The organism is Exiguobacterium sp. ZOR0005 (assembly GCF_000798975.1).
GTDB classification, from domain to species: domain Bacteria; phylum Bacillota; class Bacilli; order Exiguobacteriales; family Exiguobacteriaceae; genus Exiguobacterium; species Exiguobacterium aurantiacum.
The window spans coordinates 13,991-39,590 of the sequence record NZ_JTLB01000017.1 but is presented as its reverse complement, the minus strand read 5'-3'; the positions used below and the strand labels follow the sequence as shown (position 1 = coordinate 39,590).

Sequence of the window (25,600 nt, the reverse complement as noted above, 5' to 3'; positions counted from 1 at the left end):
TTTACAAGTTAGAATACTTTCGTCGTCCATGATTCGCAGTTCCAGACGTCTGTGACGATGTCTTGATAGAACTCCGGCTCGTGACTGATGAGTAGGATACTGCCTTTATATTCTTTCAACGCGCGCTTCAACTCTTCTTTCGCGTCGACGTCCAAGTGGTTCGTCGGCTCATCGAGGAGAAGCAAGTTCGATTCATTGTTTTGAAGCTTACAGAGGCGGACTTTCGCCTTTTCGCCACCGCTGAGCACCGCGATTTTACTCTCGATATGCTTCGTCATGAGACCGCACTTCGCGAGCATGGCACGGACTTGTTGCTGGTTGAGCGACGGGAACTCACTCCAGATTTCTTCGATGCACGTGTTGTTGCTGACGGCCGCTTCTTGTTCGAAGTAGCCGATCTCTAAGAACTCGCCGCGTTCGACCGTTCCTTCGAGCGGATTGATCATGCCGAGCAGACTCTTCAACAGCGTCGTCTTCCCGATGCCGTTCGCACCGACGAGGGCGATTTTCTGACCACGCTCCATTTGAAGATCGAGCGGACGTGAGAGCGGCTCATCGTATCCGATGACGAGGCCTTTGGCATCGAAAATGAGGCGGCCTGACGTGCGTGCCTGTAAGAAGCGGAATTCCGGTTTCGGACGTTCCGCACTCAGTTCGATGACGTCCATCTTATCGAGTTTCTTCTGGCGTGACATCGCCATGTTGCGGGTCGACACACGTGCCTTGTTACGGGCGACGAAGTCTTTCAAGTCGGCGATTTCCGCTTGTTGGCGTTTATAGGCCGACTCGAGCTGCGAGCGTTTCATCTCGTACACTTCCATGAACTTGTCATAGTCGCCGACATAGCGCGACAAGTCTTGGTTCTCCATGTGGTAGACCAAGTTGATGACGCTGTTCAAGAACGGGATATCGTGGGAGATCAAGATGAACGCGTTGTCGTAGTTTTGGAGATACCGCTTCAACCACTCGATGTGAATCTCGTCCAAATAGTTCGTCGGCTCATCGAGGAGAAGGATGTCCGGTTTCTCGAGGAGCAACTTCGCGAGCAACACTTTCGTCCGTTGCCCACCTGAAAGGTCGGCGACGTCACGGTCGAGTCCGACGTCTAAAATACCGAGTCCGCGGGCGACTTCTTCAACTTTCGCGTCGATGATATAAAAGTCGTTCGAGTCGAGCGTCTCTTGGAGCTCACCGACTTCTGCGAGCATGTCTTCCATCTGTTCCGGTGTCGCGTCGCCCATCTCCATGTAAAGTTTGCCGATGCGTGTCTCCATGTCGATCAAGTATTGGAACGCGCTCTTCAAGACGTCCCGGATGGTCATGCCGCGCTCGAGGACCGCGTGCTGGTCGAGATAGCCGACACGGACGTTTTTCGCCCATTCGATTTTCCCTTCGTCCGGTTGCAGTTTGCGCGTGATGATGTTCATGAACGTTGATTTTCCTTCACCGTTCGCTCCGATGAGGCCGATGTGTTCACCTTTTAGTAAACGGAATGATACGTCGTTCAAAATAGCCCGGTCACCGAAACCGTGGCTCAAGTTTTGTACCGTTAATATACTCATATTTCTTATTCGTTCCCTTCAAATTTGACTATCCGATATTGTAGCACGAATTTAAAAAAATTAGTACGCCAGTCCGACCGATTGGCGGATGGAGTGCTGTTCTTCAATGGCGTCCAGCATGAACTGGGCGACGTCGGCCCGCGAGATTTGTTTCCCGTTGTCTGGAATGCTGTCGACGGACGTGCGATACACCGACGTCCGGGGACCGTCCGTCAGTTGCATCGGCCGCACGATCGTGTAGTCGAACGACGAGTTCCGCCACAAATCGACCGCGGCCCGGTGGTCACGGAGCGGCTTCCGGAGCATGAACGTCACGACCGTACCGGCGATGCCCGGAATCTCTTTGTCGATCCCGGCAGACGCGAGGTAGACGATGCGCGACACGCCGTTTGCTTTCATGGCGGGGACGAGCGCGTCGGTCACGCTTGCCAAGAAATCGGGATCGCTCAAATCGGTCCCGAGACAGCTGACCACAGCGTCATGGCCGGTGAGGGCCTCGGTCAAGGCGGCACTGTCTGTCACGTCACCTTCGATAATTTCAAGTTGGGGTGTTGGGATCAATTTTTTCTGTTCACGGACGAAGGCCGTCACGTCATGGCCGTGCTCGATGGCTTGATCGACAAACTGATGACCGGTCCGTCCGGTGGCACCAAGAACGAATAGCTTCATACACAACTAGCTCCTCTCGTTTTTCCAGTACTATCAGTATACAGCAGTTTCAGAAAAATCGAACTTTTGACCGTTTATTCAGAAAGTGTTGCTTTTCCAAATATATCGTCTACAATAAGTTCTATCTTATAAATAAAAGATTCGCACTCGTATATCCGTGAGAATATGGCTCACAAGTCTCTACCGAACCACCGTAAATGGTTCGACTACGGGTGGCGCTAGTCGTGTGTATTCGTTGTGTCTCCATGCGGTTCGTTGCCTCCCGAGTTGGGGTGACGAATCGCATTTTTTTGTTGGAGGGAAAAACAATGAAGCAGTTACAAGACAAAATCAGAGATGAAGGACAAGCGTTGTCCGAACACGTATTGAAAGTCGATGCGTTCTTGAACCATCAAGTCGATCCCATGTTGATGCAGGCGATCGGACGAGAGTTCGCGGACCGATTCCGTGACGCCAGAATCGATCGGATCGTCACGCTTGAGTCGAGCGGAATCGCCCCGGCGATGATGACGGCACTCGAACTTGGAATCCCGTTCGTGTTCGCCCGCAAACGTAAATCGCTCACGCTGCAAGACGACCTCGTCGAAGCAGACGTCTATTCGTTCACGAAACAAGAGACGAACCGAATCAGCTTGAGCCGTCGTTTCGTCAATCCGGGAGACCGTGTACTCGTCATCGACGACTTCCTCGCGAACGGGGAAGCCGCGCTCGGTTTGACGCAACTCGTCGAATCAGCTGGGGCGACGGTCATTGGTGTCGGGATCGTCATCGAGAAGTCATTCCAACCGGGGCGGGAGAAGTTGATCGCGCAAGGCTACCGCGTCGAGTCGCTCGCTCGCATCGAAAAGCTTGAAGCGGGTGCCATCTCGTTCGTGGAGGCCGTGCGATGAATACGTTCAAAACCGCCAGCCTCGGCTTCCAACATTTACTTGCCATGTACACAGGGGCGGCCATCGTCCCACTCATCGTCGGCGGCGCTATCGGACTCGGTCCGACCGAGCTCGCGTACCTTGTCGCCATCGATTTGTTCATGTGTGGGGTGGCGACACTCTTACAAGTGTGGACGACACGCTTCACCGGTGTCGGCCTCCCGGTCGTGCTCGGCTGCACGTTCACCGCTGTCGGTCCGATGATCGCCATCGGCAGTTCGAACGGGATCACGGCCATTTACGGCGCACTGATCGCCAGCGGAATCATCGTCATTTTAATTTCCGGTTTCGTCGGGAAACTAGCGCGGTTCTTCCCGCCCGTCGTCTTAGGTTCGGTCGTGACGATCATCGGGTTGTCGCTCATCCCGGTCGCCATCAACGATATCGGAGGCGGGACACCGGGTGAACCTGGCTTCGCTTCGATGCAAAACTTGGCGCTCGGCGGGCTCACGATCGCACTCATCATCGTCTTGAACCGGGTTGGAACGGTGTTCACCCGAGCTGCGGCCGTTCTATTCGCCGTCTTGATCGGGACTGCTGTCGCGGCATTTCTTGGACTCGTTGACTTCAGTCCTGTCCGTGAGGCCGGTTGGTTCCAAATGGTGCAGCCGTTCTACTTTGGGATGCCGACGTTTGACGTCTCGGCCATCATCGTCATGACGCTCGTCGCCATCATCTCGATGATTGAATCGACGGGGGTATTTTTCGCGCTTAGCGATATCACGAAAAAACCGATCGGGTCGAACGAATTGACGAAAGGGTACCGGGCTGAAGGGGTCGCGACGATTCTCGGCGGAATCTTCAACAGCTTCCCGTACACGACGTTCAGTCAAAACGTCGGGCTCGTTCAACTATCCGGCGTGAAATCGCGCCGTGTCATCTTCTGGACGAGCGGACTGCTAATTTTACTCGGTTTCTTGCCGAAAGTCGCGACGTTCACGACGCTCATTCCGAAACCAGTGCTCGGCGGGGCGATGCTCGTCATGTTCGGTACGGTCGCCGCGTCAGGCATCCGCATCCTCAGCCAAGTCGATTTCTCGAAAAACGAGAACTTGATCACGATTGCGCTGTCGATCGGCATCGGGCTCGGCATCACCGCTAATCCCGCCATTGTGGCCAATATGCCGGAATCGATTCAATTGTTCACTGACAGCGCCATCGTCGCCGGTTCGTTCACTGCCCTGTTCTTGAACGGTTTCTTCCGTCTTGTCGATCGGTTCCGTCCGGTCGCGGTCGTTGCCGAGGAACGGCAAGTCAGCTAGACTGAAAGCAACTACGTAGCAAGGGGGAACAAGCATGGGAAAAACAGCACTCGTGGTCGGCGCGACCGGTCTGATCGGGCGTGAACTCGTCGAACAGTTACTAGAGGAAGAACGGTACGACGCGGTATGGATTGTCGTCCGCCGCACGAAACGGTGGAGTCATCCGAAGTTGCATGAGGTCGTCGGCTTCGAGAACATGGATGAGGCGCTCCCGCACATCGATGACGTGTACTGCGCTCTTGGAACGACGATTGCCGTTGCAGGGTCACAAGAGGCGTTCAAGCACGTCGATCTCGAGTTGCCACTCGAAGTCGCACGCGTCGCGAGACAACACGGTGCCACACGCTACGCCGTCGTCTCGGCACAAGGGGCATCACTACGATCGCCGTTCTTCTACAATCGGGTCAAGGGGGAACTCGAGAACGGACTGAAAGTATTCGGTTTCGAACACGTTGTTATCGCCCGCCCGTCGCTTCTTCTCGGAGAGCGGGACTCGTTCCGGCTCGGGGAGAAGACGGCGGAAGTATTGAGCCGTCCGTTCCAAACGCTGTTGCTCGAAAAAATGCCAGATGCGGCTCCGATCCAAGCGCTCCATGTGGCGCGCGCGTTGATTATCGCTTCAGAAGAAGGCCAAGGCACAGAAGTGTTGACGTCCGGGATGATGCAGAGGATCAGCCGATGAGACCGTTGACGAAAAAACGGACGCAAGCCGTCTTGATCGACAGCGTCATCGCCGGACTCGTCAGTTATGGCGTCGAACAACTCGTCCGAAAGAAAGTGAAGAGTGAGTTCGTTCATGCCGTCATCACCCCGACGCTCGTGTCTTACGCCCTCGAGGCGTGTCAAATGAGACGGGGCGGCCAAACGATCGGCTATAAGCTCATGGGTCTCGAACTAAAGAACGATGACGGGACCCCGGTCACGGCCGAACAAGCGTTCAAACGTGCGCTTCACCGCGATACGCTCTCGATTGCTGCTTACTTCAAAGACCGTTCTCACTTCGAAGCGGAAGCAGGTGCCGTCTTACCGCATGATGCGGCGTTCCATATGCGTGTAATCGAAAAAAACTGACCGCTCGCGGTCAGTTTTTTTAGTCTTTAATCCGACTGAGGATGGCTGTCGTCAAAGCAACGACGGTCCCGAGGACGAGTCCGTTCGAGAAGACGGTCGCCAAGAGCGGCGGTAAGTCGTTCATCGCACCAGGCGGTAAGAGCATGGCGCCGGCGCCGATGACGAGCGGCAGGCCGACGGTGAGCGACGCCGTCTTCTGGTTCAATTCAAACGCCGCTTCATTGATCCCAATGATAATCATCGTCGCGATGAGTGGAGTGACGATGGCGTATCCGACCGCGGCCGGGATGCTGGCGATGAGTGACACGAACGGTCCGATCAAGGCGAGCACCATCATCAAGGCATGGGCGACGAGATGAGGGGCACGATGGACACTTTCTGTCGACGATAAGAAGCCGGCTGTCCCAGAAATAGCGACGGGTCCCGGTGTCCCGAACAAACCGGCGACGATTTGACTGAAACCGCTGACGACACCCGATGCCGGGACGTTGCCTTCGACTTGTTGTTTCGTCCGCGAACTGACGATGCGCTCAATCAACTTGATATTGGCAAGCACGTTCGTCATGAGCAAAAGTGTGATGACGAATGCAGTCGGGAGCAAGTTCCAATCCCATACCCAAGCACCAAACGGGAACAACTCAGGGACGAGGAAGAACGACTCCGACCGGACGATCGGATTGCCGAGCCCGAGCAGATTGAACAACCCGAATCCGACGAGCAACGTCATGACAAGACCGTACTGTTTGAAGCGGCTCCGTTCGAGCGTGAGGGCGAACAAGACGAGACCGGCCGTCGCGACAGCCTGAATCGTATTGATGCCGTTCTCGCTCACGCCGAATCCGCCTTTGATGACGGCACCTGACAACTGCAGGACGAGGAGAATCATATAGACGCCGAGCACTTGTGGCGTAAAGAGCGACAGCATACGACGTAAAATCCCGGTAACGGTCATGAGCACACCGAGCACACCGCTCAAGAACAACATGAACCCGAGCGCCTGGAGCGTCTCTTGCCCGCTGCCGTAGAGCGCGGGACCGATGGAGGCGTAGAGCGTGAACACGCCCCACCAAATGCCGGCTGGTCCTTCTAAAATCGGTAAGCGGTGGCCGAGGAGCGTCTGGATGATGCTGAACAGTGCGAAGACGAACAATGAGCGTGAAATGAACGTCATCGTGTCGGCTGGCGACAGTTCAAATAAGGCGGCAATCGAAAGCGGTGGTACAATATTTGTAGCTAAAATAAAAATGAACCACTGAATCGTCGTGGTTACAGAACTCTTGGTCATGGTGTCCCCCTGGTATTTCCCTTTTTTCTATAAGTGTACCGTGACCTTGAAACGGATGCAAATGGAGGTAATATAATGAAGAAAAAAATGAAATGGATTGGCCTTGGTCTACTTGGACTCATTTTAGTCGCCGTCATCGGGTTTCTTGTGTGGACGCAACTGACGTACGGACCGACTGAGGAAGCGCTCGGTTACGCGGCTGAGGCGACGGAAGTGGACAATCGACTCGAATTTGGTGACCCGGAAAGTGAAGTCGGAATCATCCTGTATCCGGGTGCGAAAGTCGACAAAGAGGCGTACGCTTACTACGGATCCCGATTGGCGGAAGAAGGAATTTTTGTGGCGATCCCGTCACTTCGCTTAAATTTAGGAATACTAGACATCGATGCGGCAGAGACAATCATCGATGCCCATCCAAACGTCGAACGTTGGATCGTCGCCGGACACTCGCTCGGCGGGTCGGCCGCCTCCGGCTTCGCGCTCGAGAACGAAGAACGCGTCGATGGGGTCATCTTCCTCGCATCGTATCCGATCAGCTCGATGGCGGAGAGCGAGCTGCGTGTGTTGTCCATCTCAGGTGAATTCGATGGGTTGGCGACGCCGGCTGATATCGAGGCGAGCCGTGACAACGTCCCGAGGGATGCCACGTTCCATCAAATCGAAGGTGGCAACCATGCCAACTTTGGCATGTATGGGCCGCAAGACGGGGATAATGACAGTCCGCTCAGTGCGAAACAACAGCTCGACGAAACGATTGAACACATATTGGATTGGTTATGAAAACAGCGTGCCCGAGGTGGGCACGCTGTTTTAACGTCGGTCGAGCGTATAGCTGACCGTGGTGAGTAAGGCGGTCACGAGAGCGACGGCACCGGCGACGAGGGCGAGTGTCATGACGGGTGCGTTCGCGTAGACGAGTCCGCCGAGCGCAGAGCCCATCCCAATCCCGACATTGCTTGCCACTGGCATGAGTGACGAAGCGAGTCCTTTCGCGTCCGGATTGAACTTCTCGGCCAAATCGATTAAATACAGTTGCGTCGACGTCGTGAGCAGGATGGCCATGAATGACATGAGCGCGATATTGATGAGACCGAGCGTCACATTCGACGTCGTCACGTACAGGGCCGCCAAGACGAACGCCTGGATGAGAAAGACGAAACGCAGACGGCCGATCGGATTGTGGCTCGCAATCTTTCCAGCCGCCATGTTGCTGAAGATCGAGATGAACCCGTAAGCTAACAGAATCGGGCTGACCCAAGCGACCGGCACACCGAGCACGTCTTTTAAAATCGGGACGAGGTACGTGTAGACGACATACGTCGCACCGAAGCCGAAAGCCGGGATGAAGAACGCGATTAAAATCCGAGGGTTCGTCAACAGGCGCAATTGATCGGCAATCGAGGTCTTCGCGCTTGTCAACTGGCTCGGGACGACACGGTAGACGGCGATGAATGAGACGACACCTAAGACGGTCGTCAAGATGAACGTCGTCTCCCAACCGCTCCGTTGCCCGATTAACGTGCCGAGTGGGACACCGAACACGTTCGCCATCGTGAACCCACCGAAGATGAACGAGATGGCGATGCCGCGCTTTCCAGGTGGTACCGATTCGCTCGCGACGAGCATGGCGAGCGAGATGAGGACACCGGTCACGACAGCGGTCAACATCCGAAGTGTGAGCAAGATGGCGTACGTCGGCGCGAGGCTGCTGAACAAGTTGAAGACGATAAAGAGGGCCGTCAGCGTGAGCATGAGCTTTCGTTTCGGTAAATGGCTCGTGAATGACATCGTGAGCGGTGTCCCGATGGCGAACGTGATGGCGAACGCCGATACGAGCGTACCGGCCGTCGCAATCGAGATGGATAGCCCATCGGCGATGTCGGGCAAAATCCCGACGATGACGAACTCGCTCGTCCCGAGCACGAACGTTAAGAGGGCGAGCGATAAGATAAGCGTCCAGTCCGTGCGACTGAGCGATGAGGTAGTCGTCAAAATAAAATCACTTCTTTCGTTCAAGGTTGTTAGACTTCAGTCGTCTCCAACGATACCGAACTTTCGCCAAAAGCAAAACCCTTTTCTCTCACCGTGTGAAAGAAAAGGGTCAAGTTAACGCCAAAACGCGGTCGCTTCGACACCGGCATGGTCGGAGACGATGGGGCCGTTCTCACCGTCAAAGACGACGGCATGTCGAGACACGTGGATCGGCGCGTTCGTCAACATCAAGTCGATCCGAAGCGCCTGCTTGTTCTCGTCCCATCCGGCGATCTTACCTTGGACGGTCGCGTCACCTTCACGTTCCGTCGCGAGCGTGAACAGGTCCTGTAGACCGTGATCCATCAAATAATCGTAACCTTCCCCGCGGATGAAGGCGTCGTTGTTGAAGTCACCGAGGAGAAGGGCGCGGTCATCATCCTCGACACGACGCAACAATTCATCGAGCTGATGACGGACAGGTTCTTCTTCGTCGTGCCACCAACCGAGATGACAAGAGTAGACGGCCGTCGGCGCATCAAATCCATCGACCATCGCTTTGACGATCTTCCGAGACTTGTAGTTGTTCGAATCGGTCGTCTTCGAGACGAAGAACGACTCGGTCGATAAAAACGGGGTGCGCGAGAGAATGGCGACGCCTTCTTCATAGACGTCGTAGCCGTAGTGGGCGAAGTCCCACGTCATGTGATACGTCACGCCGACTTCTTTCAAGCGTTCGACGAGCACGTGGGCGAAGTTGTTCTCACGGACGATTCCGTCGACGATCGGGGCCTCTTTATGTTGATTCACCTCTTGGAGCGCGATGATATCATACTCCTCGCTCGCAATCCGTTCGACGATGAAATCGATTTTTTCTTGTTGGCGGTCTTCTAACCAGGCGTGGCAGTTGAGCGTCAAAATGTTCACGATAGTCCTCCTTTAGAAAAAACAGGCCAACTCGAGCGAGCTGGCCTGTTGATTATGCTCCGATGACGTCTTGAATGTCTGACTTCAATACGTCGGCTTTCGGGCCGTAGATTGCTTGGACACCGCGGTCTTTCAAGATGAGACCCATGGCGCCGTTCTTTTTCCATTCGCTCTCTTCCGAGACGAGTGACATATCTTTAACCGTGACGCGCAGACGTGTCATGCACGCGTCGACGTCTTCAATATTTTCTTCCCCACCGAGAAGGGCGATAATCCCCATGACCTGCTCGTTGCCGGTAACAGTCGATTTCTCGCTGACTTCTTCCATGTAGTTGCCGTTACGTCCTGGCGTCGGCAAGTTCATCTTCTTGATGAAGAAGTTGAACACACCGAAGTTGATGAAGAAGAACGCGATGGCGACGAGGAAGAAGTTGATCAAGTCTTGAAGGAGACCCGCTTTGACGATCATCGGGATGCGCGTGAGCAACTCGATGGCACCGAACGCGTGAACACGCAGGTCGATGATGTCCGCCAAGGCGAAGGCGGCACCGGCCATAAGCGCATAAACGACGTAGAGCACTGGCGCGACAAACATGAACATGAACTCGATCGGTTCTGTGACACCTGTCAAGAAGACAGCGAGACCGGCCGATAAGAACATCGGCTTGTATTGTGCTTTCTTGTCAGCGTCGACGTTACGGTACATCGCGTAGGCGGCACCGATGAGCGCGGCGAACGACAAGAGCACTTGTCCGACTTTGAAACGGGCCGGGACGACGTCCGCGAGGAGTGCGTTGTAAGCAGCTGTATCACCAGCGGCACGAAGGTTGACGAGGTCCGTCACCCATGCCAACCAGAGCGGATCTTGTCCGGCGACGACCGAGCCGGCTGTCGCACCTGTCAAAATCGTGTACGTGCCGCCGAGCTCCGTATAGTTCATTGGTACGGTGAGCATGTGGTGCAAACCGAACGGCAAGAGCAAACGCTCGAGTGCCCCGTAGATGAACGGCGCGAGGACTGGTGCCGTGTTGCGTGACGTCGCGATCCATTCACCGAAGCTGTTGAGTGCTCCTTGAATCGTCGGCCAGACGATTGAGAGCGCGATGGCCGCGACGACTGAACCGAGGATGACGACGAATGGGACGAAACGCTTTCCGTTAAAGAACGAGAGGGCGTTCGGCAATTTGTTGAAGTTGTAGAACTTGTTGTAGAGCGCACCACCGAGGAAACCGGCGATGATTCCGACGAACACACCCATGTTGAGGGCAGGTGAACCGAGAACAGACGTGAAGTAGTCGGCGACGACAAGGTCGGCTCCAAAGAGCGACTTAACGGTCGCTGTCGAATCTTGAAGCATAGCGCCGTTGACGTTGAAGATGGCGCCTGTGACGCGGTTGATCAAGATGAAAGCGATGAGCGCGGCAAAGGCACCGCCCGCTTTGTCTTTTGCCCACGAGCCACCGATGGCGACCGCGAACAAGATATGTAGGTTAACGATAATTCCCCACCCTAAGTCTTCAATGATACGAGCTGTCGTCAGCAAGATGCCGACGTCTCCGGCAGACATACCGATGAGTTTGCCGATCGAAATCATAAGACCGGCAGCTGGCATGACGGCGATGACGACCATCAAAGCCTTACCGAGTTTCTGCCAAAAATCGAACGAGATGAGTTGTTTCATGCTATACGCTTCCTTCCTGTGCGGAACTTTTTATCTGTTTGTGGCGACTGTCTATGCAATCGCTTGCATTAATGATTGTAATCGATTGCATAGAGTTGTGCAACCGTTTTCCTAATTTTCATAGATTTTCATCATTGAAACAGATTCGATTCGTTTCATCAGTCGCTTGTCAGTCGGAACGAATCTCGCTACAATACTAAAGGTTGAAAGGGGTGAGACAAATGGGATGGAGACAGACGACATCGGCGTTATCAAAAGAAGAGCAAGCAGCATTGCTTGAAGAATTGTTACAGTCAGGCCTTCTATTAGAAGAGGACCGGCTGCTGTATAGCATGCTGATGCCGGACCGCGTCAAGCGTATGCAGGAAGTATTGGATTTACGGACGAACCATATCACGATTTTGACGGAAGGGGTCGATGATCCTCACAACCAGTCGGCCGTGCTTCGTTCGGCCGACGCGTTCGGTGTCCAGACGTTGCACGTCGTCGAGGGCCGGGCCAAATTCAAACCGAACTCGATTATCGCGAAAAGCGCCGATCGTTGGGTCGATGTGGTCGAACACCGATCAATCGAAGACGCGATTGATCGATTGAAGGCGGACGGCTATCAAGTGCTCGCGACGGCACTCAGCGAAGAGGCGGTCCCGCTCGAGGATATCGATGTGTCAAAACCGACCGTGCTCTTGTTTGGGAATGAACATCATGGTGTCTCAGAAACGGCGCTCGCCAAGGCGGACGGGAATTACTTGATCCCGATGCAGGGGTACGTCCAAAGTTTGAATATCTCGGTCGCTGCCGCCATTTCGCTGTATGATGTGACGACACGGGCGCGCCATGTCGTGACAGACGGATACGGACTACGGGCGGAAGAGAAGCAACGTATCTTAAAAAATTGGATGGTGAAGAGCCTCCCGAAGCGTTCGCTCGGCGTGTATAAACAAAAAGGTTTGACCGCTTTTGCGCGCGAGACAGGAAAAACGGAGTAAACGGCGAAAGGTACAGGCGTACGAACCACTTGTCCATATTTCGAAAGGGGATGGAAAGATGAGTACGACCAGTTCATTTATCGTGAAAGATGTGACGACGAATTTCAAAGACTTTGAAGAGGAATTCTTTAACCTGTACCGCACGTTATACGGGGACATCGATCAACTTCGTTTTAAAGAGCGACTGTACCGCCATGCGAACCCGCTCGTGTTGCTCGCGTTCTCGGACGAGCGTCTCGTCGGTTTCAAAATCGGCTACGAGGCCGAGCCGTATCGTTTTTATAGCTGGGCCGGCGGTGTCCACCCCGAGTTTCAAAAGCATGGCATCGGACGCAAGCTGATGGACACGCAACTCGAATGGGTGAAAGCGCAAGGGTTCCATTCGATTCGGACGAAAGCGCGCAACACGAACAAGGGTGTCATCATCTTGAACTTGTTGTGTGGCTACGACATCATGGGGGCGTATACGGAAGATCACGAACCACGCATCATGATGGAGAAACAATTGAACTGATGATTGAGCCGTGGCGAGTGCCGCGGCTTTTTTCGTGGGCTTGAAACCAAATGAAGCGGCGTCCGTATATTAGGAAAAAAGGGGGAGACGTCATGGTCAACACGTTCGCATTTGGGGAAGAGGTATGGGTCGATTCGACAGGGATGGGGGACTCGTTTTTTAGTGGGGTGCCAATCATGTTCCCGATTTTCTTTTTCTTGATTATCGGTATCATCGTATTTGCCGTTATTACAGGGATCGGTAAGCAAGTGAAAACGAACAGTCTCTTGAAAGATATGCAACAGTTTGCTTCCGACTTGGCTGATGATCCAAGTGAGGAAACGGCGAACCGACTCGCTGATTATTTGCGTGACGTGACGTCGTTCCCGGTCGAACGGACGCAGATGGAGCCGTTCCGGGTCGCGCTCGGCAGCTATCAGTTGGTCATGGAGTCACCGTACGTGAACGATGAGACGAAGGAGCGGGTCGGCCGCCAATACAAGCGGCTCGGCATTTTGGACGGGGAGAAGTTCGCCGATGAGCCGGCACCGCGGAACCGTTCAAGCTCGCACCATCACGACCATCATAATCATCACAACAATCACCACATGTAAAACGCGTCGGGGTTTGCCCGACGCGTTTTTGTTACATATAGCGGCTCGCGTCAAACTCGATTTCGGTCCGGTGATTGGCCGCTTCGATGGCGCTCGCGATCCGGTTGGACCGTTTCTCGACGTCGCGCGCTTTTAAGCGATAAAGCTCCGGGTCATAGAGGGCGTGCTTGATGACAGTTGTCCCTTCCCCGTGACCGGTTCGGAACTCGCGTTTCGGTCGCTCGGCCAAGTCTTGATACATGCGGGCCTGGGCCTTCAATTGAATGGCGAACTCCATCGCTTCGACGAGCGGGAGCGGTCCGTCATTCGTCTCGACGACGGTATGCAGGTTCGCTTCACAAACGAGGCGGTCGAGGCGGCGCATGTCACAGCGGATCGACTCGAGCTCGACCTCGATGTCCTCGAGCGAACGCGACTGGATCGTCGGGAGCGGTTCGTCTTTCTCGAGCTCGATGAACGCGACGCGCTCGACTTCTTCGAGCAACTTATCGATCTGCTTCAACAGCAGTTGTTTCAGTTTTATGGCATCTGCCAAATACATAGGGATTCCTCCTTCTGCTTTTTCTAACCGTACCATAATACGATTCCTAAAAAAAGGAAGGCGTTACTTTTTAAAGACGAGGCGATATGATGAAAGAAAGAGAGGGGGCGGACCGATGAACAAATGGAAAACGCAGTGGATGATTGCGATTGTCTTGATCATATTCGGTACAGCGACGCTCCTCTATCAGTGGATCGACTTGCGGCCTGGAGAGATTCGAGATTACATCGTCCAATTCGGCTGGCTCGCCCCGGTCGTTTATATCGTCCTGTTCACCGTTCGTCCATTGATCTTATTTCCGACGTCCGTCTTGTCCGTCGCGGGCGGACTGGCGTTCGGGACGTTGCCGGGTGTCGTCTATACGGTCATCGGCGCCACGCTCAGCGCGCTCGTCGCGTATTATGTGGCGATTCACTTCGGGGACCGCTTTGTGCGACATTTTGAAACGAGCGACTATGAGAAAATCCAACGTAAAATCGAAGAGGACGGGTTCTTTTACGTGTTGATTTTACGGTTGATTCCGCTCGTCAACTTTGACTTGGTCAGTTACGCCTCAGGGCTCGCGAAAGTGAGGCTCCCGGCTTACGTAGTCGCGACCATGGTCGGCATGATCCCTGGTGCGTTCGCGAACAACTTTCTCGGCAGCAGCATCGCGAGCGGTGACTTGAAGATGGTCATCCTCGCCCTGGCCGTCTTCGTCGTGCTGACGCTCGTCGCGACCGTGTTCCGGGAACCAATCAAACAACAAATCAACCGCTATAAAAAGAAGTAGACGCTCCCGTGAAGGAACGTCTACTTTTTGACTTAACGGTTGTCGACCGTCTCCGGGTATAAATCGTGGTTGAAGAGGCGATGTTCCGCCATTTTTTCGTATTTCGTGCCTGGCTTCCCGTAGTTGTAGTATGGATCGATCGAGATGCCGCCGCGTGGCGTGAACTTGCCCCACACTTCGAGGTAGCGCGGCTCCATCAACTTGACGAGGTCTTTCCCGATGACGTTGATGCAGTTCTCGTGGAAGTCGCCGTGGTTACGGAAGCTGAACAAGTACAGTTTGAGCGATTTCGACTCGACGAGCTTCTCGTCCGGGATGTATGAGATGTAAATCGTCGCGAAGTCCGGTTGGTTCGTGATTGGGCAAAGTGATGTGAACTCCGGTGCGTTGAACTTCACGAAGTAGTCGTTCTCCGGATGACGGTTCGGGAACGCCTCGAGGACGTCCGGTGCGTATTCAAAAATGTATGGGACGCTCTTCTGTCCGAGGAGCGACAAGTCTTGTAAGTCTTCTGGTCTCATATTCATTCTCCTTAGACGCCACGTTCGTTGGCGTACAGTAATGTGTGTAACTGTGGCAAGACACGGACGCTTTGCCACGACGGGTCGCGCGCGACGTCTTCCCATAATTGTTTTAAGCGACGGAGCTGGGCGTCGGTGATGTCACCGTCCGCACCAGGCTCTGGGTTACCTGCTGACAAATACATGACGTCCGGCGTATAGCGCGTCTGGACTTGTTTCGCGTAAGCGAGATCGACTTCATCGAAAACGGCGACTTTGAACGTCGTCTGTTCCGGGCGGAGTCGTTCGACGATGGCGTCGAGTTTCTCCCAATCGGTCGACATGCCGGACGACGGCGGTTTCGGGCTGAGTGTCACGTCGTCGATTTGCGTGAGCCAGTCTTGATAGCGGCTCCCTTGCGTCTCGACGGCGAGCTTGACGCCGCGTGCCTTCAGCTTATCCACTAAATCTTTCATGCCGGCGATGAGGAGCGGGTTGCCGCCAGAGATCGTGACGTAGTCGTACGTGCCGAGTGCGTCAAGCCGTTCGATGATGGCATCGGCCGACAGCATGTCCGGTTTCTCCGAGCCGTCCCATGTGAAGGCGGAGTCGCACCACGAACAGCGATAATCGCAACCGGCGGTCCGGACGAACATCGTCTTCTGTCCGATGGCGCGGCCTTCCCCTTGAAACGTCGGGCCGAATACTTCGAGGACAGGGATTTTCATCAGTCCACCAACCATTCACGGCGGAACTCGGCGTACGAGGTCGGCGTCTCGTACAATTTGACGAATTCGACACGGACGTCGCGCTCGTCAGGCAAGTGTGTGGCGAGTTGCTCGAAAATCCAATAGCACATGTTTTCAGCAGTCGTATTCATATAGGGCAACGATTCGTTCAAATAGCGATGGTCGAGATACGGTTCGAGCTCTTCTTTGAAGATGGCTTTCAAGTCACCGAAGTCGAGCGTCATCCCGCGGTTGTCTAAAAAGCCGCTAATGCCCATTTGCAGTTTATACGTATGGCCATGGAGCGCACGGCACTTGCCGTCATAATCGAACAAGTGGTGGGCGGCGTCAAACGTCACTTCTTTGACGATTTGGACGCGGTGCTTACAATAGATGAGCGAGCCGTCTTGTTTCGCTTCGACGCTCGTCGGGGCGAGGAATGGGGCGTGCTTCATACGCGCACCCCCTCATATGCCTCGAGGCCGTTTTGACGAAGGACACACGCCGGGCACTCCCCACAGCCTGAGCCGAGGATACCGTTGTAACACGTGAGCGTCCGCTCTTTGACGTAGTCGAACGCACCGAGACGGTCGGCAAGTTCCCACGTCTGTTTCTTATCGAGCCACATGAGCGGCGTGTCGATGACGAACGGATAGTCCATCGCTAAGTTGAGTGTCACGTTGAGTGATTTGATAAATTGGTCGCGGCAGTCCGGGTAGCCTGAAAAGTCGGTCTCACACACACCGGTCACGATGTGGTGCATGCCGAGCTGTTTCGCCATGACGGCTGCGAACGACAAGAAAAGATGGTTGCGTCCATCGACGAACGTGTTTGGAACGTCGGCATTGTCGATGTCGAGGTCGTGTCTCGTCAACGCGTTTGAGGTGAGTTGCCCGAGTAGGGACAAGTCGAGGATGTGGTGCGGCACATCGAGTTCGGCCGCAATCTCTTTTGCGACCTCGATTTCCGCATCGTGTCGTTGCCCGTAGGCGAACGTCACGGCTTCCACGTGAGAGAATTGTTGTTTTGCCCAGAATAGGCAAGTGGTTGAATCTTGACCGCCACTGAAGACGACCAATGCTTTTTCGTGTTGCATGATGCACACTTCCTTTTTCGCTAGTTTTGATGTCGGAGGAGGTTACGAACTCCGGAGGTCACCCTCGAGCGTTTACTTTACCATAAAAAGTTGTTTGACAGGGTAAAGAGAAGCAGGTATAGTAAAGAACATCACTGACATGCTTTCGTGCATAAAAGCGTTTAAGCGGTTAGGCAAAATAAAAAGATGGAACTGAAAGGAGGGGACGTCGATGCAGATGAAAGGAAAAGAGGCTGTATTCGTCGTGCTGTTGAGCGGGATTTCCTTGCTCGCACTGATGTTTTTGGCCAAAGCGACGCCACATATGGCGATCTTTGGCACAATGGTACTAGTAGGGGTGTACGCATACTATCGCACGCGTGACTTCAAGACAATCGAGACGGCGATGATTAACGGGATTCGCGAAGCCATCATGCCGGTTATGATCTTATTATTGATTGGCATGCTGATTGGCGTATGGCAGATGTCCGGCACGGTGGCGACGATTCTCTCCATCGGTTTAAATACAATTTCAGCACAGTGGTTCTTGCCGAGCGTCTTGCTCATCACGATGATCGTCTCGACGTTCACAGGAAGCGCGTTCACGACGGTCGGTACTGTCGGGGTCGCCTTGTTCGGAATCGGGATGGCGCTTGGCATCTCACCGGCGCTCGCCGCCGGAGCCATCGTCTCTGGGGCACTTTTTGGTGACAAGATGAGTCCGCTCTCGGATACGACGAACTTCGCCCCGGCCGTCGCCGGCGTCAAACTGTTCGACCATATTCGTTTCATGATGGGGACGACGGTACCAGCCTTTTTGATCACGCTCGTTTTGTTCACAATTCTCGGACGGAGCGGTCAAGCGGCCGACACGGCTCAAATTGCCGAAGCGCAAGCAGCGCTCGCAGGCCGGTTCAATTTGTCATGGGTGACGCTTCTCGCGCCACTTCTCGTCGCCGTGCTTGCGTTCCGCCGCATGCCGGTGTTGCCGACGATGCTCGTCGGGATGTTTGCCGGTGTGTTGACGGCTGGGTTCGTGCAAGGTAACTGGAACATCTCGAACTGGTTCGGCGTCATGCAAGGCGGCTTCCAGTCAGGTGTTGAAAACGAAACAATCGCGGCCGTGCTCGACCGCGGTGGTCTCGAGTCGATGCTCTGGTCGGTCAGTCTCGTCTTGATCGCGCTCGCGTTCGGCGGTCTGCTCCGAGAGCTCGGTGTGTTCCAAGCGATCGTCGATGCGTTGCTTCGCCGTTTGAAGTCACCGGGCAGCTCGGTGTTGTCGGTCGTCTTGAGCTCGATTGGCGTCAACTTGCTCGCCGGAGAACAGTACTTGTCGATCTTGCTACCAGGGCAAGCGTTCAAACAAGGGTTCGTCGACCGTGGCATCGATCCGCGTTACTTGTCACGTGCGCTTGAAGACGGCGGAACGGTCATCAACCCGCTCATCCCATGGGGTGTGTCGGGCGCGTTCTTCGCCGCGACACTCGGTGTACCGGTGCTCGAATACGCACCGTTCGCGTTCTTCCTCTGGCTCAGTCCAATCTTCTCGGTCATTCTCGGCTACGTGAAGTTGGGAAAGCAACGTGATGCGATGAAGCTCGCATCGTAAGCACACAAAACGATCCAGGACCAATCGAGGTCCTGGATCGTTTTCCGTTTATCGTGTCGTTTAGCCAATTGGCTTATACGAGCTCTCAAGTTCCCACAACGTATGTCCGAACTGTTCGAGGAGCGCGTTCGCCCTTTTTTCAATCTGAAGTGGGAGCGAGTCCTTCGTAAAAAAATGAAGGTCTAGACTCTCCCCGTCATTCATCTCGACCAGTTTGTGAAACAGGGCATCTTCTTTGTGCACCTCGTCCTCATTTGAGAAAATGAGACCGAGGAGGGATGACGATGAAACGACTGCCTAAAGATTTTTATGAACAGCCGACACTGGAACTCGCCCGTTCGCTACTCGGGCACTATCTCGTCCATCAGCATGCGACAGGCGAAATCATCGCCAAGATTGTCGAGACCGAGGCGTATCTCGGTGCCATCGACCGGGCGGCGCACAGCTTCGGCGGCAGACGGACGAATCGGACCGAGGTGATGTTCGGCCTGCCGGGTCACGTCTACACGTATCAAATGCACACGCATACGCTCTTGAACGTCGTCAGCGGACCAGTCGGGACACCGGAGGCCGTATTGATTCGCGCGGTCGAACCGGTTCAAGGGCAGGCGCTAATTGACCAGCACCGTCCCGGCTTGAGACCTGTCGACCAGACGAACGGGCCAGGTAAGTTGACGAAAGCGCTCGGCATCACGATGGACTTATACGGACATTCGCTCCAGCACGAGCCGCTCTTTATCGTGGAAGGCGAACCAATCACCGATGTCGAGGCCGGACCTCGCGTCGGTATCCCGAATACCGGGGAGGCGCGGGATTACCCGTATCGTTTCTTTGAACGGACGAACCCGTACGTCTCAAAGTATCGCTGAAGGTTTAACGGTGAACGTCGAGTGGAACACTCCCTATGTGTGAAAAAACAAATTGAAGGAGTGTTTCAATATGGCAAAAGTAGCAACGCTCATTACAGATATGTTTGAAGATGTAGAGTTCACAGCGCCACGCGACGCATTGGTGGAAGCGGGCCACGAAGTCGTCACGATTGAAAAATCGGCAGGAAACACGGTCGAAGGCAAACAAGGTGAGTCGAAAGTGACGATCGACAAAGCGATCGATGACGTCTCGCCGGAAGATTTCGATGCCTTACTCTTACCAGGCGGTTTCTCGCCGGACTTGCTTCGTGAAGACGACCGTTTCGTCCAGTTCGCGAAGGCGTTCATGGATGCGAAAAAACCGGTGTTCGCGATCTGTCACGGACCGCAACTGTTGATTACGGCGAAGACGCTTGAAGGACGCGACGCAACGGGCTACAAGTCGATTAAAGTCGACATGGAGTATGCCGGTGCGAAGTACGCCGACAAGGAAGTCGTCGTCTGCCAAGAGCAGCTCGTGACGAGCCGTCAACCGGATGACATCCCGGCGTTTAATCGTGAGATGCTCAACCTTTTAAAATAATTACTCGGCCACGGACACGTTCCGTGGCTTTTTTTATGAGATTAGAAATAAGGAAAGACTTGCCTGTCTCTTTTTCAAACATCCAGATGAATGAAACATTGATAAATCAAACAGCACATTGAACCGCTTGTTTTTTTAAAACAAGGGGAAAGGGGGCGTAACGCCCTCTTTTTTACGTCTTAAGACCGAGGGCGGGACGACTCATCCCGATGTATGATTAGACACAATACAGAAGCAGGAGACAGATTATGTCATGGTATGAGTTGTTCATCGGTTTTTTGTTAGGTGTCGTCGAAGGGTTGACCGAATTCGCACCGGTGTCGTCTACGGGACATATGATTGTCGTCGATGACCTGTGGCTCAATTCGAGCGCATTTTTAGGACAGGAAGTCGCGAACACGTTCAAGATTGTGATTCAACTTGGCTCGATTTTAGCGGTCATCGTCGTGTTTCGGAATCGGTTTATACAGTTATTGAATCCGAGGGAGTTGGTCTCGTTCCGACGCGGTCAGACCGACAAGTTGAATCTGCTACATATCTTGATTGGCCTGTTGCCGGCAACGGTGCTCGGCCTCATGTTTGAAGACTATATCGATACGCATCTCTTTTCGGTCAAGACGGTATTAATCGGGCTTGTCATCGGGGCATTCTTCATGATTGCGGCTGATTTGTCCGGCGTGAAGCGTCAGACGACGGCGACGCTCGATGAGATTTCGTACAAACAAGCGCTCGGTGTAGGATTGATTCAATGCTTTTCACTTTGGCCGGGCTTTTCACGGTCGGGCTCGACGATTTCAGGCGGCGTCCTCCTCGGGATGAGTCACCGCGCAGCAGCGGACTTCACGTTCATCATGGCCGTGCCGATCATGTTCGGGGCGAGTGCGTTATCGCTTTACAGCAAGTGGAGCTACTTCACGATGGAGACGTTACCGGTATTCCTTGTCGGTTTCGTCAGCGCTTTCTTATTCGCGCTGCTGTCGATTCAATTCTTCTTGAAGTTGATCAACAAAGTGAAACTGACGCCGTTCGCGATTTATCGGATCGTGTTGGCGGCTGTCATTTACTTGTTGTATTTCTAAAAAAAACGCGTGCTTATGCACGCGCCGTTGAAACCTATTGTTCAGTTAGTTCGTAAAACCAAGTAGAGGTGAGAACATGGAACATATCGTTGTCGTATTAGGAACGTTGATCGGTCTTGGGACGGTCGGAACATTGCTGTACATGACGCGTCTCGCATATGAATCATGAGAACGGATAGTGATAAAAGCGCTCACGTTGGAGTAACTCCATGACGTGGGCGTTTTCTGCGTTGTCGATGGCACGTAGGAGTCCTTCTGTCTGCGAACGGTGGGCAAGGAGTGCTTCCCGCTTCGTGATACTCTCGGCCCCGACTTCGATGATGACGTGCGGTTTGCCGAGCTCAGACTCGGTGCGGTGATCAAAGGCGACACCTAAAAACTCAGGACGCTTAGACGCATCAATGCCTTGAAGGGCACGGACGACGGCACGGGCGGTCGCTTCATGGTCCGGATGGACGGCGTATCCTGGGTAAAATGAGATGACCCGGGCCGGTCTCACTTCCGCGATCAACTTGCTGAAGCGATCGGCGAGTTCGACCTCGTCTTCGAATTCGACAGTCTTGTCCCGGAGGCCCCACATGCGGAGATCATCGATACCCATAATCGCACAGGCGGCTTCGAGCTCATGCTTTCGAATTTTTGGCAGTTCTTCACGTGTCGTGAAAATCGGAGATCCCATGTTTCGTCCCATTTCACCGAGCGTCAAGCAGACGTACGTGACAGGGAAGCCGTTCTTTTGATGTTGGATGATCGTTCCGGCGGAGCTGAACGCTTCATCGTCGGGATGCGGGAAAATGACAAGCAACGGTCCAGTCATTGGCTTTCCACCTCCGTGGCTCCTTGCGGGAGCGGTTTTATGTCTAGATGGAGCGCACAGGCGAGACGCCCGAGCCGGTCGTGCCCGGCGAGCAATAACTGATCGCCGTGCTGTTCGAAGTCGGTCAATCCTTCGACATAGAGCCACCCGTGATCGAGTTTTAATCCGACGCGATATGGTCCTTGTCCTTTGATTTGTCCGATGCTATATTCGATGACGACATTTCGGATGAACATGCCGGCGTTATGGAAATCCGGATCGTTATGGGTGGCGTACGCCCCGTTCGTCGTCTCGACGTGTGCATAGAGCGGGGTCGTCACGTGTTTGTCTAAATAAGCTTGAATCACTTCAGGTTGAATCGTGTTCACACTTCTCTCCTCCAATGGAAACGATGACCCGAAGCGTGCGCCTCGGGTCATCCGTTTATGATTGTGTTGCCAACTTTTTACGGTAGCCCGTATGGTTCGTCGGCCCGACATACTGATTGAGTCGGAACGAGTGGCGTACCGCTTCCGTGATGAACGCTTTACCGATCTCGATGGCCTCGTCGACCGAATGGCCGTTCGCGAGTGACGCCGCGATCGCAGATGAGAACGTGCAGCCACCACCGTGTGTGAAGGCTGGCTCGATTTTCTCGCTCTCGAGGAGACGATATTCGTTTCCATCATAGAGCACATCGAACGCCGTATCGAAGCCGAGCTTGCCGCCGACTTTGACGATGACGATGTCTGCACCGAGCTCGTGGATCAAGCGGGCGGCTTCTTTGATCTCATCCATCGTCGAAGGTGTCTTGTCGAGACCGGCGAGCATGCGCGCCTCGAACAAGTTCGGCGTGATGATTTTGGCAACTGGGACGAGGTGCTTGCGCATGGCGATGGCGACGTCCGGGTTCAAAATCTCATCAGCGCCTTTACAAGCCATGACCGGGTCGACGACGGCGTTTTCGATGCCGTACTCTTTAATTTTACGAGCTGCCAGTTCGATGATTTCAGGCGTCGGGAGCATGCCTGTCTTGACGGCGTCGACACCGATTCCGGCGAGGACGGTGTCGATTTGCTTCTCGATCAACGTCGTATCGATTGGGAACACTTCATGGTGCCAGGCGTTGTGCGGGTCTTGCGCCACGATGACCGTGAGGGCCGTCATGCCGTACACACCGAGCTCTTCCATCGTTTTCAAGTCAGCTTGAATACCAGCACCGCCGCTCGTATCCGATCCAGCAATCGTTAATGCTTTTTTCATCGTCATAGTCGTTCAATCCCCTTTGTCTGTTTGGATAGTTTCACTATAACGACTTTTTGGCGTTACGACAAATCCCATGACCAAGAAAGGTCCGCATCAACTTTTCATTATAAGTTGGCAGGATTTCAATCATATTTGGGGAATAGTAATGAATAGGGTGTAGACCACTTTCAATTGGGCAGGAGGAAAATCGCATGTTAGTGCACAGCTTATGCATTCCGAAGAAAGACGTCGTGACCATCAGTGAAAAAGCGACGTTACGGGAAGCGCTCGACACGCTTGAGAAAACAGGATACCGTTGCGTCCCTGTTCTCGACGAGACAGGAACGTTTTTCCGCGGTAACATTTATAAAATGCACATTTATCGTCACGGTATGAACGAGGGGAGCTTAGACGATAACGTCATGACGCTCATTAAGAACACGCAAAAATACGTCCACGAGTCGGACGGTTTTTTCCAAGTGTTCTTCTCAATCAAAGAATTGCCATACATCGCCGTGTTGAAAGATGAGAGCAATGAATTTTACGGCATCTTGCCACACGGTAAAATGCTCGGTATGCTCGAAGAGGCGTGGAGCCGTGACACGGGAAGTTACGTCGTCACGATCGCTTTGAGCGAACAGGCGGGGGCGCTTGAAAAGATTACGAAAATCGTCAGCCGCTACTCATCGATCGCAAGCCTTATGACGCTCGATGCGAAGAGCAAAGTGTTGCGGCGTGTGTTGATCACGCTGCCGCCGGACTGTGACGAACCGAAAAAAGACAAGATTGTCGCAAAACTTGAACAAAAAGGGTTCCGCGTCGTCGAAGTCGAGAATTTGAACAACTGAGATAAGACCTCCTTCACGTGAAGGAGGTCTTTCTCATGTCAACCGTTTTTCCATCCGGATGTCTGCCCAAAATTGTCCGTTCCAGTATGTGAACGCCTCGATACGGGCAATTTCCTCATAGCCGAGTTTCTCGTATAGACGGTGCGCTGCTTCATTGAAGGCGAAAACACCTAATTCGATGCGTGGTGTCCCTTGCTGCCGGATCCGTTCTTCAAGCAAGTTCAACGCTGTCGTGCCGACGCCTCTTCCGCGTCCTTTCGTCTCACCGATGACGAGTCCAAGCCACGCGCTGCCTGGCTCTTGGCGATACAAGTGCGCCGCATCATACATGACGTTCACCTCTCCGACGAGGTGGTCGTCCGCGTAAATCAAGAAGATGTCGTGCGTCTGAAGTCGTTCTGCTAACGATTCGACCGTCAAGTTTTGTTCGACAGTAAGTTCTTCTTCCGAACGGACCGGGCGAATCAAATGAACGATGGCAGGGTCGTTGTTCCAGCGGTTGAATGTCTCGACGATGTCAACGGACGATTCTTTCAAAGGAACGAGCGAGATTGTCATCCCATCCACTCCTTTCTCGCACTATCTATTCTAGACTAAACGAAAAACTCCTGTCGTCACGCCAACGGTTTCAACACGTTCAAATGACTCGGCAGCACCTCGAACGTGAGCGGGAGTTTCCCACCTGTGTCACCGTCCGCGTTGACGGGAAGCGACTCTGGTGAGTCGACATGGACACGTTTCGTCTTGAACGATGTGACGCTGTCCGTCTCCTTCAATTTACCGGTGAACAGGGCCGGGGCGAGTTGAAGCGCATCTTTGAAACCGAGGCTTTCAAATAAATAGACGTGCAACAATCCGTCGTTCAACTCGGCGTCGGGCTCAAAGTTCTCGAAGCCGCCGACCGAGTTCGTGAGCGCGATGACGACGAGGTATGCGTTCCCGTCGAACGTCTCTTCTTCGGCCTGGACAGAGAGTGAGTAAGGACTATGCTCTCGGAACGCCTTCACTCCTTCAATGAGATAGGCGAACGGTCCCCATTTCGTCTTCTCCTCGACACTCACCTCATCGACCGCTTCGGCAATTAAACCGATGGCGATGACGTTCATGAAGTAGCCGTTCTCGTATTTGCCGATATCCATCGGTGTCGGCTCTGCTGTTTTGAGCGCGTCAATCGCTTCTTCTGGATCGCTCGGCACGCCGAGCGCGCGAGCCAAGTCGTTCACTGTGCCGAGCGGGATAATCCCGAAGTCGGGCCGGTAAGGTGCTTCGGCGAGTCCAGCGACCGTTTCGTTTAGCGTCCCGTCCCCGCCCATGGCGATGACGGCGCGATAACGCTTCTGTGCCGCCTCACGGGCGAAGTGGGTCGCATCGTCTGCTTTCTCGGTGAAGCGAACGTCCACGTTGCCGTATCGTTCTTTCAGTACCGCTTCAGCGTGAGGTGCATGTTCTTTTCCTAACTCTTTTCCTGATGACGGGTTGACGATCAACATGACAGGTTCCATTCA

General features: G+C 53.9%; 30 protein-coding genes and 1 riboswitch. Of the genes, 14 read left to right on the top strand and 16 right to left on the bottom strand.

The features are described from left to right. Nucleotides 1–8: 8 nt before the first annotated feature. Nucleotides 9–1,562, bottom strand: a complete 1,554-nt coding sequence (locus L971_RS07420) for an ABC-F family ATP-binding cassette domain-containing protein (RefSeq protein WP_047375241.1) — start codon at nucleotides 1,560–1,562, stop codon at nucleotides 9–11. A gap of 60 nt (nucleotides 1,563–1,622) precedes the next feature. Next, nucleotides 1,623–2,231, bottom strand: coding sequence for an NAD(P)-dependent oxidoreductase (locus L971_RS07415; protein ID WP_024370889.1), 609 nt, complete (start codon nucleotides 2,229–2,231; stop codon nucleotides 1,623–1,625). A gap of 127 nt (nucleotides 2,232–2,358) precedes the next feature. Beyond that, nucleotides 2,359–2,460, top strand: a riboswitch (purine riboswitch). Nucleotides 2,461–2,539: 79 nt separating this feature from the next. Between L971_RS07415 and L971_RS07410 the strand changes: the two genes are divergently transcribed. From L971_RS07410 to L971_RS07395, 4 genes are read left to right on the top strand one after another with little or no spacing between them, the layout of a single operon-like run. Further along, entirely contained in the window at nucleotides 2,540–3,121 is a 582-nt protein-coding gene (locus tag L971_RS07410) for a xanthine phosphoribosyltransferase (protein ID WP_047375240.1), read from the top strand. Next, the gene (locus L971_RS07405) at nucleotides 3,118–4,422 is read left to right on the top strand and encodes a nucleobase:cation symporter-2 family protein (protein WP_024370887.1); all 1,305 of its coding nucleotides are present in this window, start codon (nucleotides 3,118–3,120) and stop codon (nucleotides 4,420–4,422) included. Before L971_RS07410 ends, L971_RS07405 begins: the two co-directional genes overlap by 4 nt. A gap of 34 nt (nucleotides 4,423–4,456) precedes the next feature. Further along, complete coding sequence (locus L971_RS07400; RefSeq protein ID WP_024370886.1) at nucleotides 4,457–5,104, top strand: NAD(P)H-binding protein; 648 nt, start codon at nucleotides 4,457–4,459, stop codon at nucleotides 5,102–5,104. Then, entirely contained in the window at nucleotides 5,101–5,493 is a 393-nt protein-coding gene (locus L971_RS07395) for an RDD family protein (RefSeq protein ID WP_024370885.1), read from the top strand. Before L971_RS07400 ends, L971_RS07395 begins: the two co-directional genes overlap by 4 nt. A 19-nt stretch (nucleotides 5,494–5,512) precedes the next feature. On the opposite strand, the gene L971_RS07390 is transcribed toward L971_RS07395, so the two are convergent. Then, nucleotides 5,513–6,778, bottom strand: a complete 1,266-nt coding sequence (locus L971_RS07390; protein WP_024370884.1) for a purine/pyrimidine permease — start codon at nucleotides 6,776–6,778, stop codon at nucleotides 5,513–5,515. A 75-nt stretch (nucleotides 6,779–6,853) separates the two neighbouring features. On the opposite strand from L971_RS07390, the gene L971_RS07385 reads away from it, so the two are divergent. Beyond that, nucleotides 6,854–7,558, top strand: a complete 705-nt coding sequence (locus L971_RS07385) for an alpha/beta hydrolase (protein ID WP_047375238.1) — start codon at nucleotides 6,854–6,856, stop codon at nucleotides 7,556–7,558. 30 nt (nucleotides 7,559–7,588) lie between these two features. Here the strand turns inward: L971_RS07385 and L971_RS07380 are convergent, their stop codons facing one another. From L971_RS07380 to L971_RS07370, 3 genes are all read right to left on the bottom strand, one after another. Beyond that, nucleotides 7,589–8,770, bottom strand: a complete 1,182-nt coding sequence (locus L971_RS07380; protein ID WP_047375237.1) for an MFS transporter — start codon at nucleotides 8,768–8,770, stop codon at nucleotides 7,589–7,591. 114 nt (nucleotides 8,771–8,884) lie between these two features. Continuing rightward, a complete protein-coding gene (locus L971_RS07375) occupies nucleotides 8,885–9,676 on the bottom strand; it encodes an endonuclease/exonuclease/phosphatase family protein (RefSeq protein WP_047375235.1) in 792 nt (263 codons plus the stop codon). A gap of 52 nt (nucleotides 9,677–9,728) precedes the next feature. Further along, nucleotides 9,729–11,357: a PTS transporter subunit IIBC gene (locus L971_RS07370; RefSeq protein WP_024372501.1), complete on the bottom strand. Its 1,629-nt coding sequence runs from the start codon at nucleotides 11,355–11,357 to the stop codon at nucleotides 9,729–9,731. Between the two features lie 221 nt (nucleotides 11,358–11,578). On the opposite strand from L971_RS07370, the gene L971_RS07365 reads away from it, so the two are divergent. From L971_RS07365 to L971_RS07355, 3 genes are all read left to right on the top strand, one after another. After that, nucleotides 11,579–12,343: an RNA methyltransferase gene (locus tag L971_RS07365; protein ID WP_024372500.1), complete on the top strand. Its 765-nt coding sequence runs from the start codon at nucleotides 11,579–11,581 to the stop codon at nucleotides 12,341–12,343. A gap of 58 nt (nucleotides 12,344–12,401) precedes the next feature. After that, a complete protein-coding gene (locus L971_RS07360; RefSeq protein ID WP_024372499.1) occupies nucleotides 12,402–12,857 on the top strand; it encodes a GNAT family N-acetyltransferase in 456 nt (151 codons plus the stop codon). Between the two features lie 92 nt (nucleotides 12,858–12,949). Continuing rightward, the gene (locus L971_RS07355; protein ID WP_047375231.1) at nucleotides 12,950–13,450 is read left to right on the top strand and encodes a hypothetical protein; all 501 of its coding nucleotides are present in this window, start codon (nucleotides 12,950–12,952) and stop codon (nucleotides 13,448–13,450) included. 31 nt (nucleotides 13,451–13,481) lie between these two features. Here L971_RS07355 and L971_RS07350 read toward each other — a convergent pair whose 3' ends face one another. Beyond that, nucleotides 13,482–13,991, bottom strand: a complete 510-nt coding sequence (locus L971_RS07350; RefSeq protein WP_029333814.1) for a hypothetical protein — start codon at nucleotides 13,989–13,991, stop codon at nucleotides 13,482–13,484. 115 nt (nucleotides 13,992–14,106) lie between these two features. On the opposite strand from L971_RS07350, the gene L971_RS07345 reads away from it, so the two are divergent. Beyond that, complete coding sequence (locus L971_RS07345; protein ID WP_047375229.1) at nucleotides 14,107–14,763, top strand: TVP38/TMEM64 family protein; 657 nt, start codon at nucleotides 14,107–14,109, stop codon at nucleotides 14,761–14,763. 32 nt (nucleotides 14,764–14,795) lie between these two features. On the opposite strand, the gene queF is transcribed toward L971_RS07345, so the two are convergent. Genes queF through queC form a run of 4 tightly spaced genes read right to left on the bottom strand, consistent with a single transcriptional unit; the run spans nucleotide 14,796 to nucleotide 17,087 of the window. Beyond that, nucleotides 14,796–15,284 carry a preQ(1) synthase gene (gene queF, locus L971_RS07340; protein WP_029333812.1) on the bottom strand — a complete coding sequence of 163 codons (489 nt, stop codon included), beginning with the start codon at nucleotides 15,282–15,284 and terminating at the stop codon, nucleotides 14,796–14,798. 11 nt (nucleotides 15,285–15,295) lie between these two features. Further along, complete coding sequence (gene queE / locus L971_RS07335; protein WP_197053168.1) at nucleotides 15,296–15,991, bottom strand: 7-carboxy-7-deazaguanine synthase QueE; 696 nt, start codon at nucleotides 15,989–15,991, stop codon at nucleotides 15,296–15,298. Then, nucleotides 15,991–16,446, bottom strand: a complete 456-nt coding sequence (queD, locus tag L971_RS07330) for a 6-carboxytetrahydropterin synthase QueD (RefSeq protein ID WP_047375227.1) — start codon at nucleotides 16,444–16,446, stop codon at nucleotides 15,991–15,993. Before queD ends, queE begins: the two co-directional genes overlap by 1 nt. After that, on the bottom strand, nucleotides 16,443–17,087 hold the full coding sequence (gene queC / locus L971_RS07325; protein WP_024372492.1) for a 7-cyano-7-deazaguanine synthase QueC: 645 nt from the start codon (nucleotides 17,085–17,087) through the stop codon (nucleotides 16,443–16,445). The genes queD and queC overlap by 4 nt, the downstream gene beginning before the upstream one ends. A 211-nt stretch (nucleotides 17,088–17,298) precedes the next feature. Here queC and nhaC point away from each other — a divergent pair, with 211 nt between their 5' ends. The 4 genes from nhaC to L971_RS07300 all read left to right on the top strand — a co-directional run bounded on the left by nhaC (nucleotide 17,299) and on the right by L971_RS07300 (nucleotide 21,206). Further along, the gene (gene nhaC / locus L971_RS07320) at nucleotides 17,299–18,675 is read left to right on the top strand and encodes a Na+/H+ antiporter NhaC (RefSeq protein WP_024372491.1); all 1,377 of its coding nucleotides are present in this window, start codon (nucleotides 17,299–17,301) and stop codon (nucleotides 18,673–18,675) included. 278 nt (nucleotides 18,676–18,953) lie between these two features. Beyond that, nucleotides 18,954–19,544: a DNA-3-methyladenine glycosylase gene (locus tag L971_RS07310; RefSeq protein WP_024372489.1), complete on the top strand. Its 591-nt coding sequence runs from the start codon at nucleotides 18,954–18,956 to the stop codon at nucleotides 19,542–19,544. A gap of 70 nt (nucleotides 19,545–19,614) precedes the next feature. Beyond that, complete coding sequence (locus L971_RS07305) at nucleotides 19,615–20,127, top strand: type 1 glutamine amidotransferase domain-containing protein (protein ID WP_024372488.1); 513 nt, start codon at nucleotides 19,615–19,617, stop codon at nucleotides 20,125–20,127. Between the two features lie 248 nt (nucleotides 20,128–20,375). Further along, nucleotides 20,376–21,206, top strand: a complete 831-nt coding sequence (locus L971_RS07300) for an undecaprenyl-diphosphate phosphatase (protein ID WP_024372487.1) — start codon at nucleotides 20,376–20,378, stop codon at nucleotides 21,204–21,206. A 163-nt stretch (nucleotides 21,207–21,369) separates the two neighbouring features. Here the strand turns inward: L971_RS07300 and bshB2 are convergent, their stop codons facing one another. From bshB2 to pdxK, 3 genes are read right to left on the bottom strand one after another with little or no spacing between them, the layout of a single operon-like run. Beyond that, nucleotides 21,370–22,023 carry a bacillithiol biosynthesis deacetylase BshB2 gene (gene bshB2, locus L971_RS07295; RefSeq protein ID WP_029333806.1) on the bottom strand — a complete coding sequence of 218 codons (654 nt, stop codon included), beginning with the start codon at nucleotides 22,021–22,023 and terminating at the stop codon, nucleotides 21,370–21,372. Further along, a complete protein-coding gene (locus tag L971_RS07290) occupies nucleotides 22,020–22,391 on the bottom strand; it encodes a YojF family protein (RefSeq protein ID WP_024372485.1) in 372 nt (123 codons plus the stop codon). Before L971_RS07290 ends, bshB2 begins: the two co-directional genes overlap by 4 nt. A 55-nt stretch (nucleotides 22,392–22,446) precedes the next feature. Then, on the bottom strand, nucleotides 22,447–23,271 hold the full coding sequence (gene pdxK / locus L971_RS07285) for a pyridoxine/pyridoxal/pyridoxamine kinase (RefSeq protein ID WP_024372484.1): 825 nt from the start codon (nucleotides 23,269–23,271) through the stop codon (nucleotides 22,447–22,449). A gap of 188 nt (nucleotides 23,272–23,459) precedes the next feature. Here pdxK and cbpA point away from each other — a divergent pair, with 188 nt between their 5' ends. Further along, on the top strand, nucleotides 23,460–24,095 hold the full coding sequence (cbpA, locus tag L971_RS07280; RefSeq protein WP_024372483.1) for a cyclic di-AMP binding protein CbpA: 636 nt from the start codon (nucleotides 23,460–23,462) through the stop codon (nucleotides 24,093–24,095). 33 nt (nucleotides 24,096–24,128) lie between these two features. Here cbpA and L971_RS07275 read toward each other — a convergent pair whose 3' ends face one another. Together L971_RS07275 and L971_RS07270 are read right to left on the bottom strand one after the other, a co-directional pair. Continuing rightward, the gene (locus L971_RS07275) at nucleotides 24,129–24,653 is read right to left on the bottom strand and encodes a GNAT family N-acetyltransferase (RefSeq protein ID WP_047375225.1); all 525 of its coding nucleotides are present in this window, start codon (nucleotides 24,651–24,653) and stop codon (nucleotides 24,129–24,131) included. Between the two features lie 56 nt (nucleotides 24,654–24,709). After that, complete coding sequence (locus L971_RS07270) at nucleotides 24,710–25,597, bottom strand: diacylglycerol kinase family protein (RefSeq protein WP_024372481.1); 888 nt, start codon at nucleotides 25,595–25,597, stop codon at nucleotides 24,710–24,712. Nucleotides 25,598–25,600: the final 3 nt, after the last annotated feature.

Bases quoted from the DNA above. Each gene is read 5' to 3' on its own strand.
- L971_RS07420 (WP_047375241.1), bottom strand. From the start codon at position 1,562: ATGAGTATATTAACGGTACAAAACTTGAGCCACGGTTTCGGTGACCGG.
- bshB2 (WP_029333806.1), bottom strand. From the start codon at position 22,023: ATGACTGGACCGTTGCTTGTCATTTTCCCGCATCCCGACGATGAAGCG.
- queD (WP_047375227.1), bottom strand. From the start codon at position 16,446: ATGAAGCACGCCCCATTCCTCGCCCCGACGAGCGTCGAAGCGAAACAA.
- L971_RS07305 (WP_024372488.1), top strand. From the start codon at position 19,615: ATGGCAAAAGTAGCAACGCTCATTACAGATATGTTTGAAGATGTAGAG.
- nhaC (WP_024372491.1), top strand. From the start codon at position 17,299: ATGCAGATGAAAGGAAAAGAGGCTGTATTCGTCGTGCTGTTGAGCGGG.
- queF (WP_029333812.1), bottom strand. From the start codon at position 15,284: ATGAGACCAGAAGACTTACAAGACTTGTCGCTCCTCGGACAGAAGAGC.
- L971_RS07270 (WP_024372481.1), bottom strand. From the start codon at position 25,597: ATGGAACCTGTCATGTTGATCGTCAACCCGTCATCAGGAAAAGAGTTA.
- L971_RS07415 (WP_024370889.1), bottom strand. From the start codon at position 2,231: ATGAAGCTATTCGTTCTTGGTGCCACCGGACGGACCGGTCATCAGTTT.
- pdxK (WP_024372484.1), bottom strand. From the start codon at position 23,271: ATGACGATGAAAAAAGCATTAACGATTGCTGGATCGGATACGAGCGGC.
- L971_RS07350 (WP_029333814.1), bottom strand. From the start codon at position 13,991: ATGTATTTGGCAGATGCCATAAAACTGAAACAACTGCTGTTGAAGCAG.
- L971_RS07360 (WP_024372499.1), top strand. From the start codon at position 12,402: ATGAGTACGACCAGTTCATTTATCGTGAAAGATGTGACGACGAATTTC.
- L971_RS07355 (WP_047375231.1), top strand. From the start codon at position 12,950: ATGGTCAACACGTTCGCATTTGGGGAAGAGGTATGGGTCGATTCGACA.
- L971_RS07370 (WP_024372501.1), bottom strand. From the start codon at position 11,357: ATGAAACAACTCATCTCGTTCGATTTTTGGCAGAAACTCGGTAAGGCT.
- L971_RS07310 (WP_024372489.1), top strand. From the start codon at position 18,954: ATGACGATGAAACGACTGCCTAAAGATTTTTATGAACAGCCGACACTG.
- L971_RS07275 (WP_047375225.1), bottom strand. From the start codon at position 24,653: ATGACAATCTCGCTCGTTCCTTTGAAAGAATCGTCCGTTGACATCGTC.
- L971_RS07410 (WP_047375240.1), top strand. From the start codon at position 2,540: ATGAAGCAGTTACAAGACAAAATCAGAGATGAAGGACAAGCGTTGTCC.
- L971_RS07385 (WP_047375238.1), top strand. From the start codon at position 6,854: ATGAAGAAAAAAATGAAATGGATTGGCCTTGGTCTACTTGGACTCATT.
- L971_RS07300 (WP_024372487.1), top strand. From the start codon at position 20,376: ATGTCATGGTATGAGTTGTTCATCGGTTTTTTGTTAGGTGTCGTCGAA.
- queE (WP_197053168.1), bottom strand. From the start codon at position 15,991: ATGAAAATCCCTGTCCTCGAAGTATTCGGCCCGACGTTTCAAGGGGAA.
- L971_RS07345 (WP_047375229.1), top strand. From the start codon at position 14,107: ATGAACAAATGGAAAACGCAGTGGATGATTGCGATTGTCTTGATCATA.
- L971_RS07395 (WP_024370885.1), top strand. From the start codon at position 5,101: ATGAGACCGTTGACGAAAAAACGGACGCAAGCCGTCTTGATCGACAGC.
- L971_RS07400 (WP_024370886.1), top strand. From the start codon at position 4,457: ATGGGAAAAACAGCACTCGTGGTCGGCGCGACCGGTCTGATCGGGCGT.
- L971_RS07405 (WP_024370887.1), top strand. From the start codon at position 3,118: ATGAATACGTTCAAAACCGCCAGCCTCGGCTTCCAACATTTACTTGCC.
- L971_RS07390 (WP_024370884.1), bottom strand. From the start codon at position 6,778: ATGACCAAGAGTTCTGTAACCACGACGATTCAGTGGTTCATTTTTATT.
- cbpA (WP_024372483.1), top strand. From the start codon at position 23,460: ATGTTAGTGCACAGCTTATGCATTCCGAAGAAAGACGTCGTGACCATC.
- queC (WP_024372492.1), bottom strand. From the start codon at position 17,087: ATGCAACACGAAAAAGCATTGGTCGTCTTCAGTGGCGGTCAAGATTCA.
- L971_RS07365 (WP_024372500.1), top strand. From the start codon at position 11,579: ATGGGATGGAGACAGACGACATCGGCGTTATCAAAAGAAGAGCAAGCA.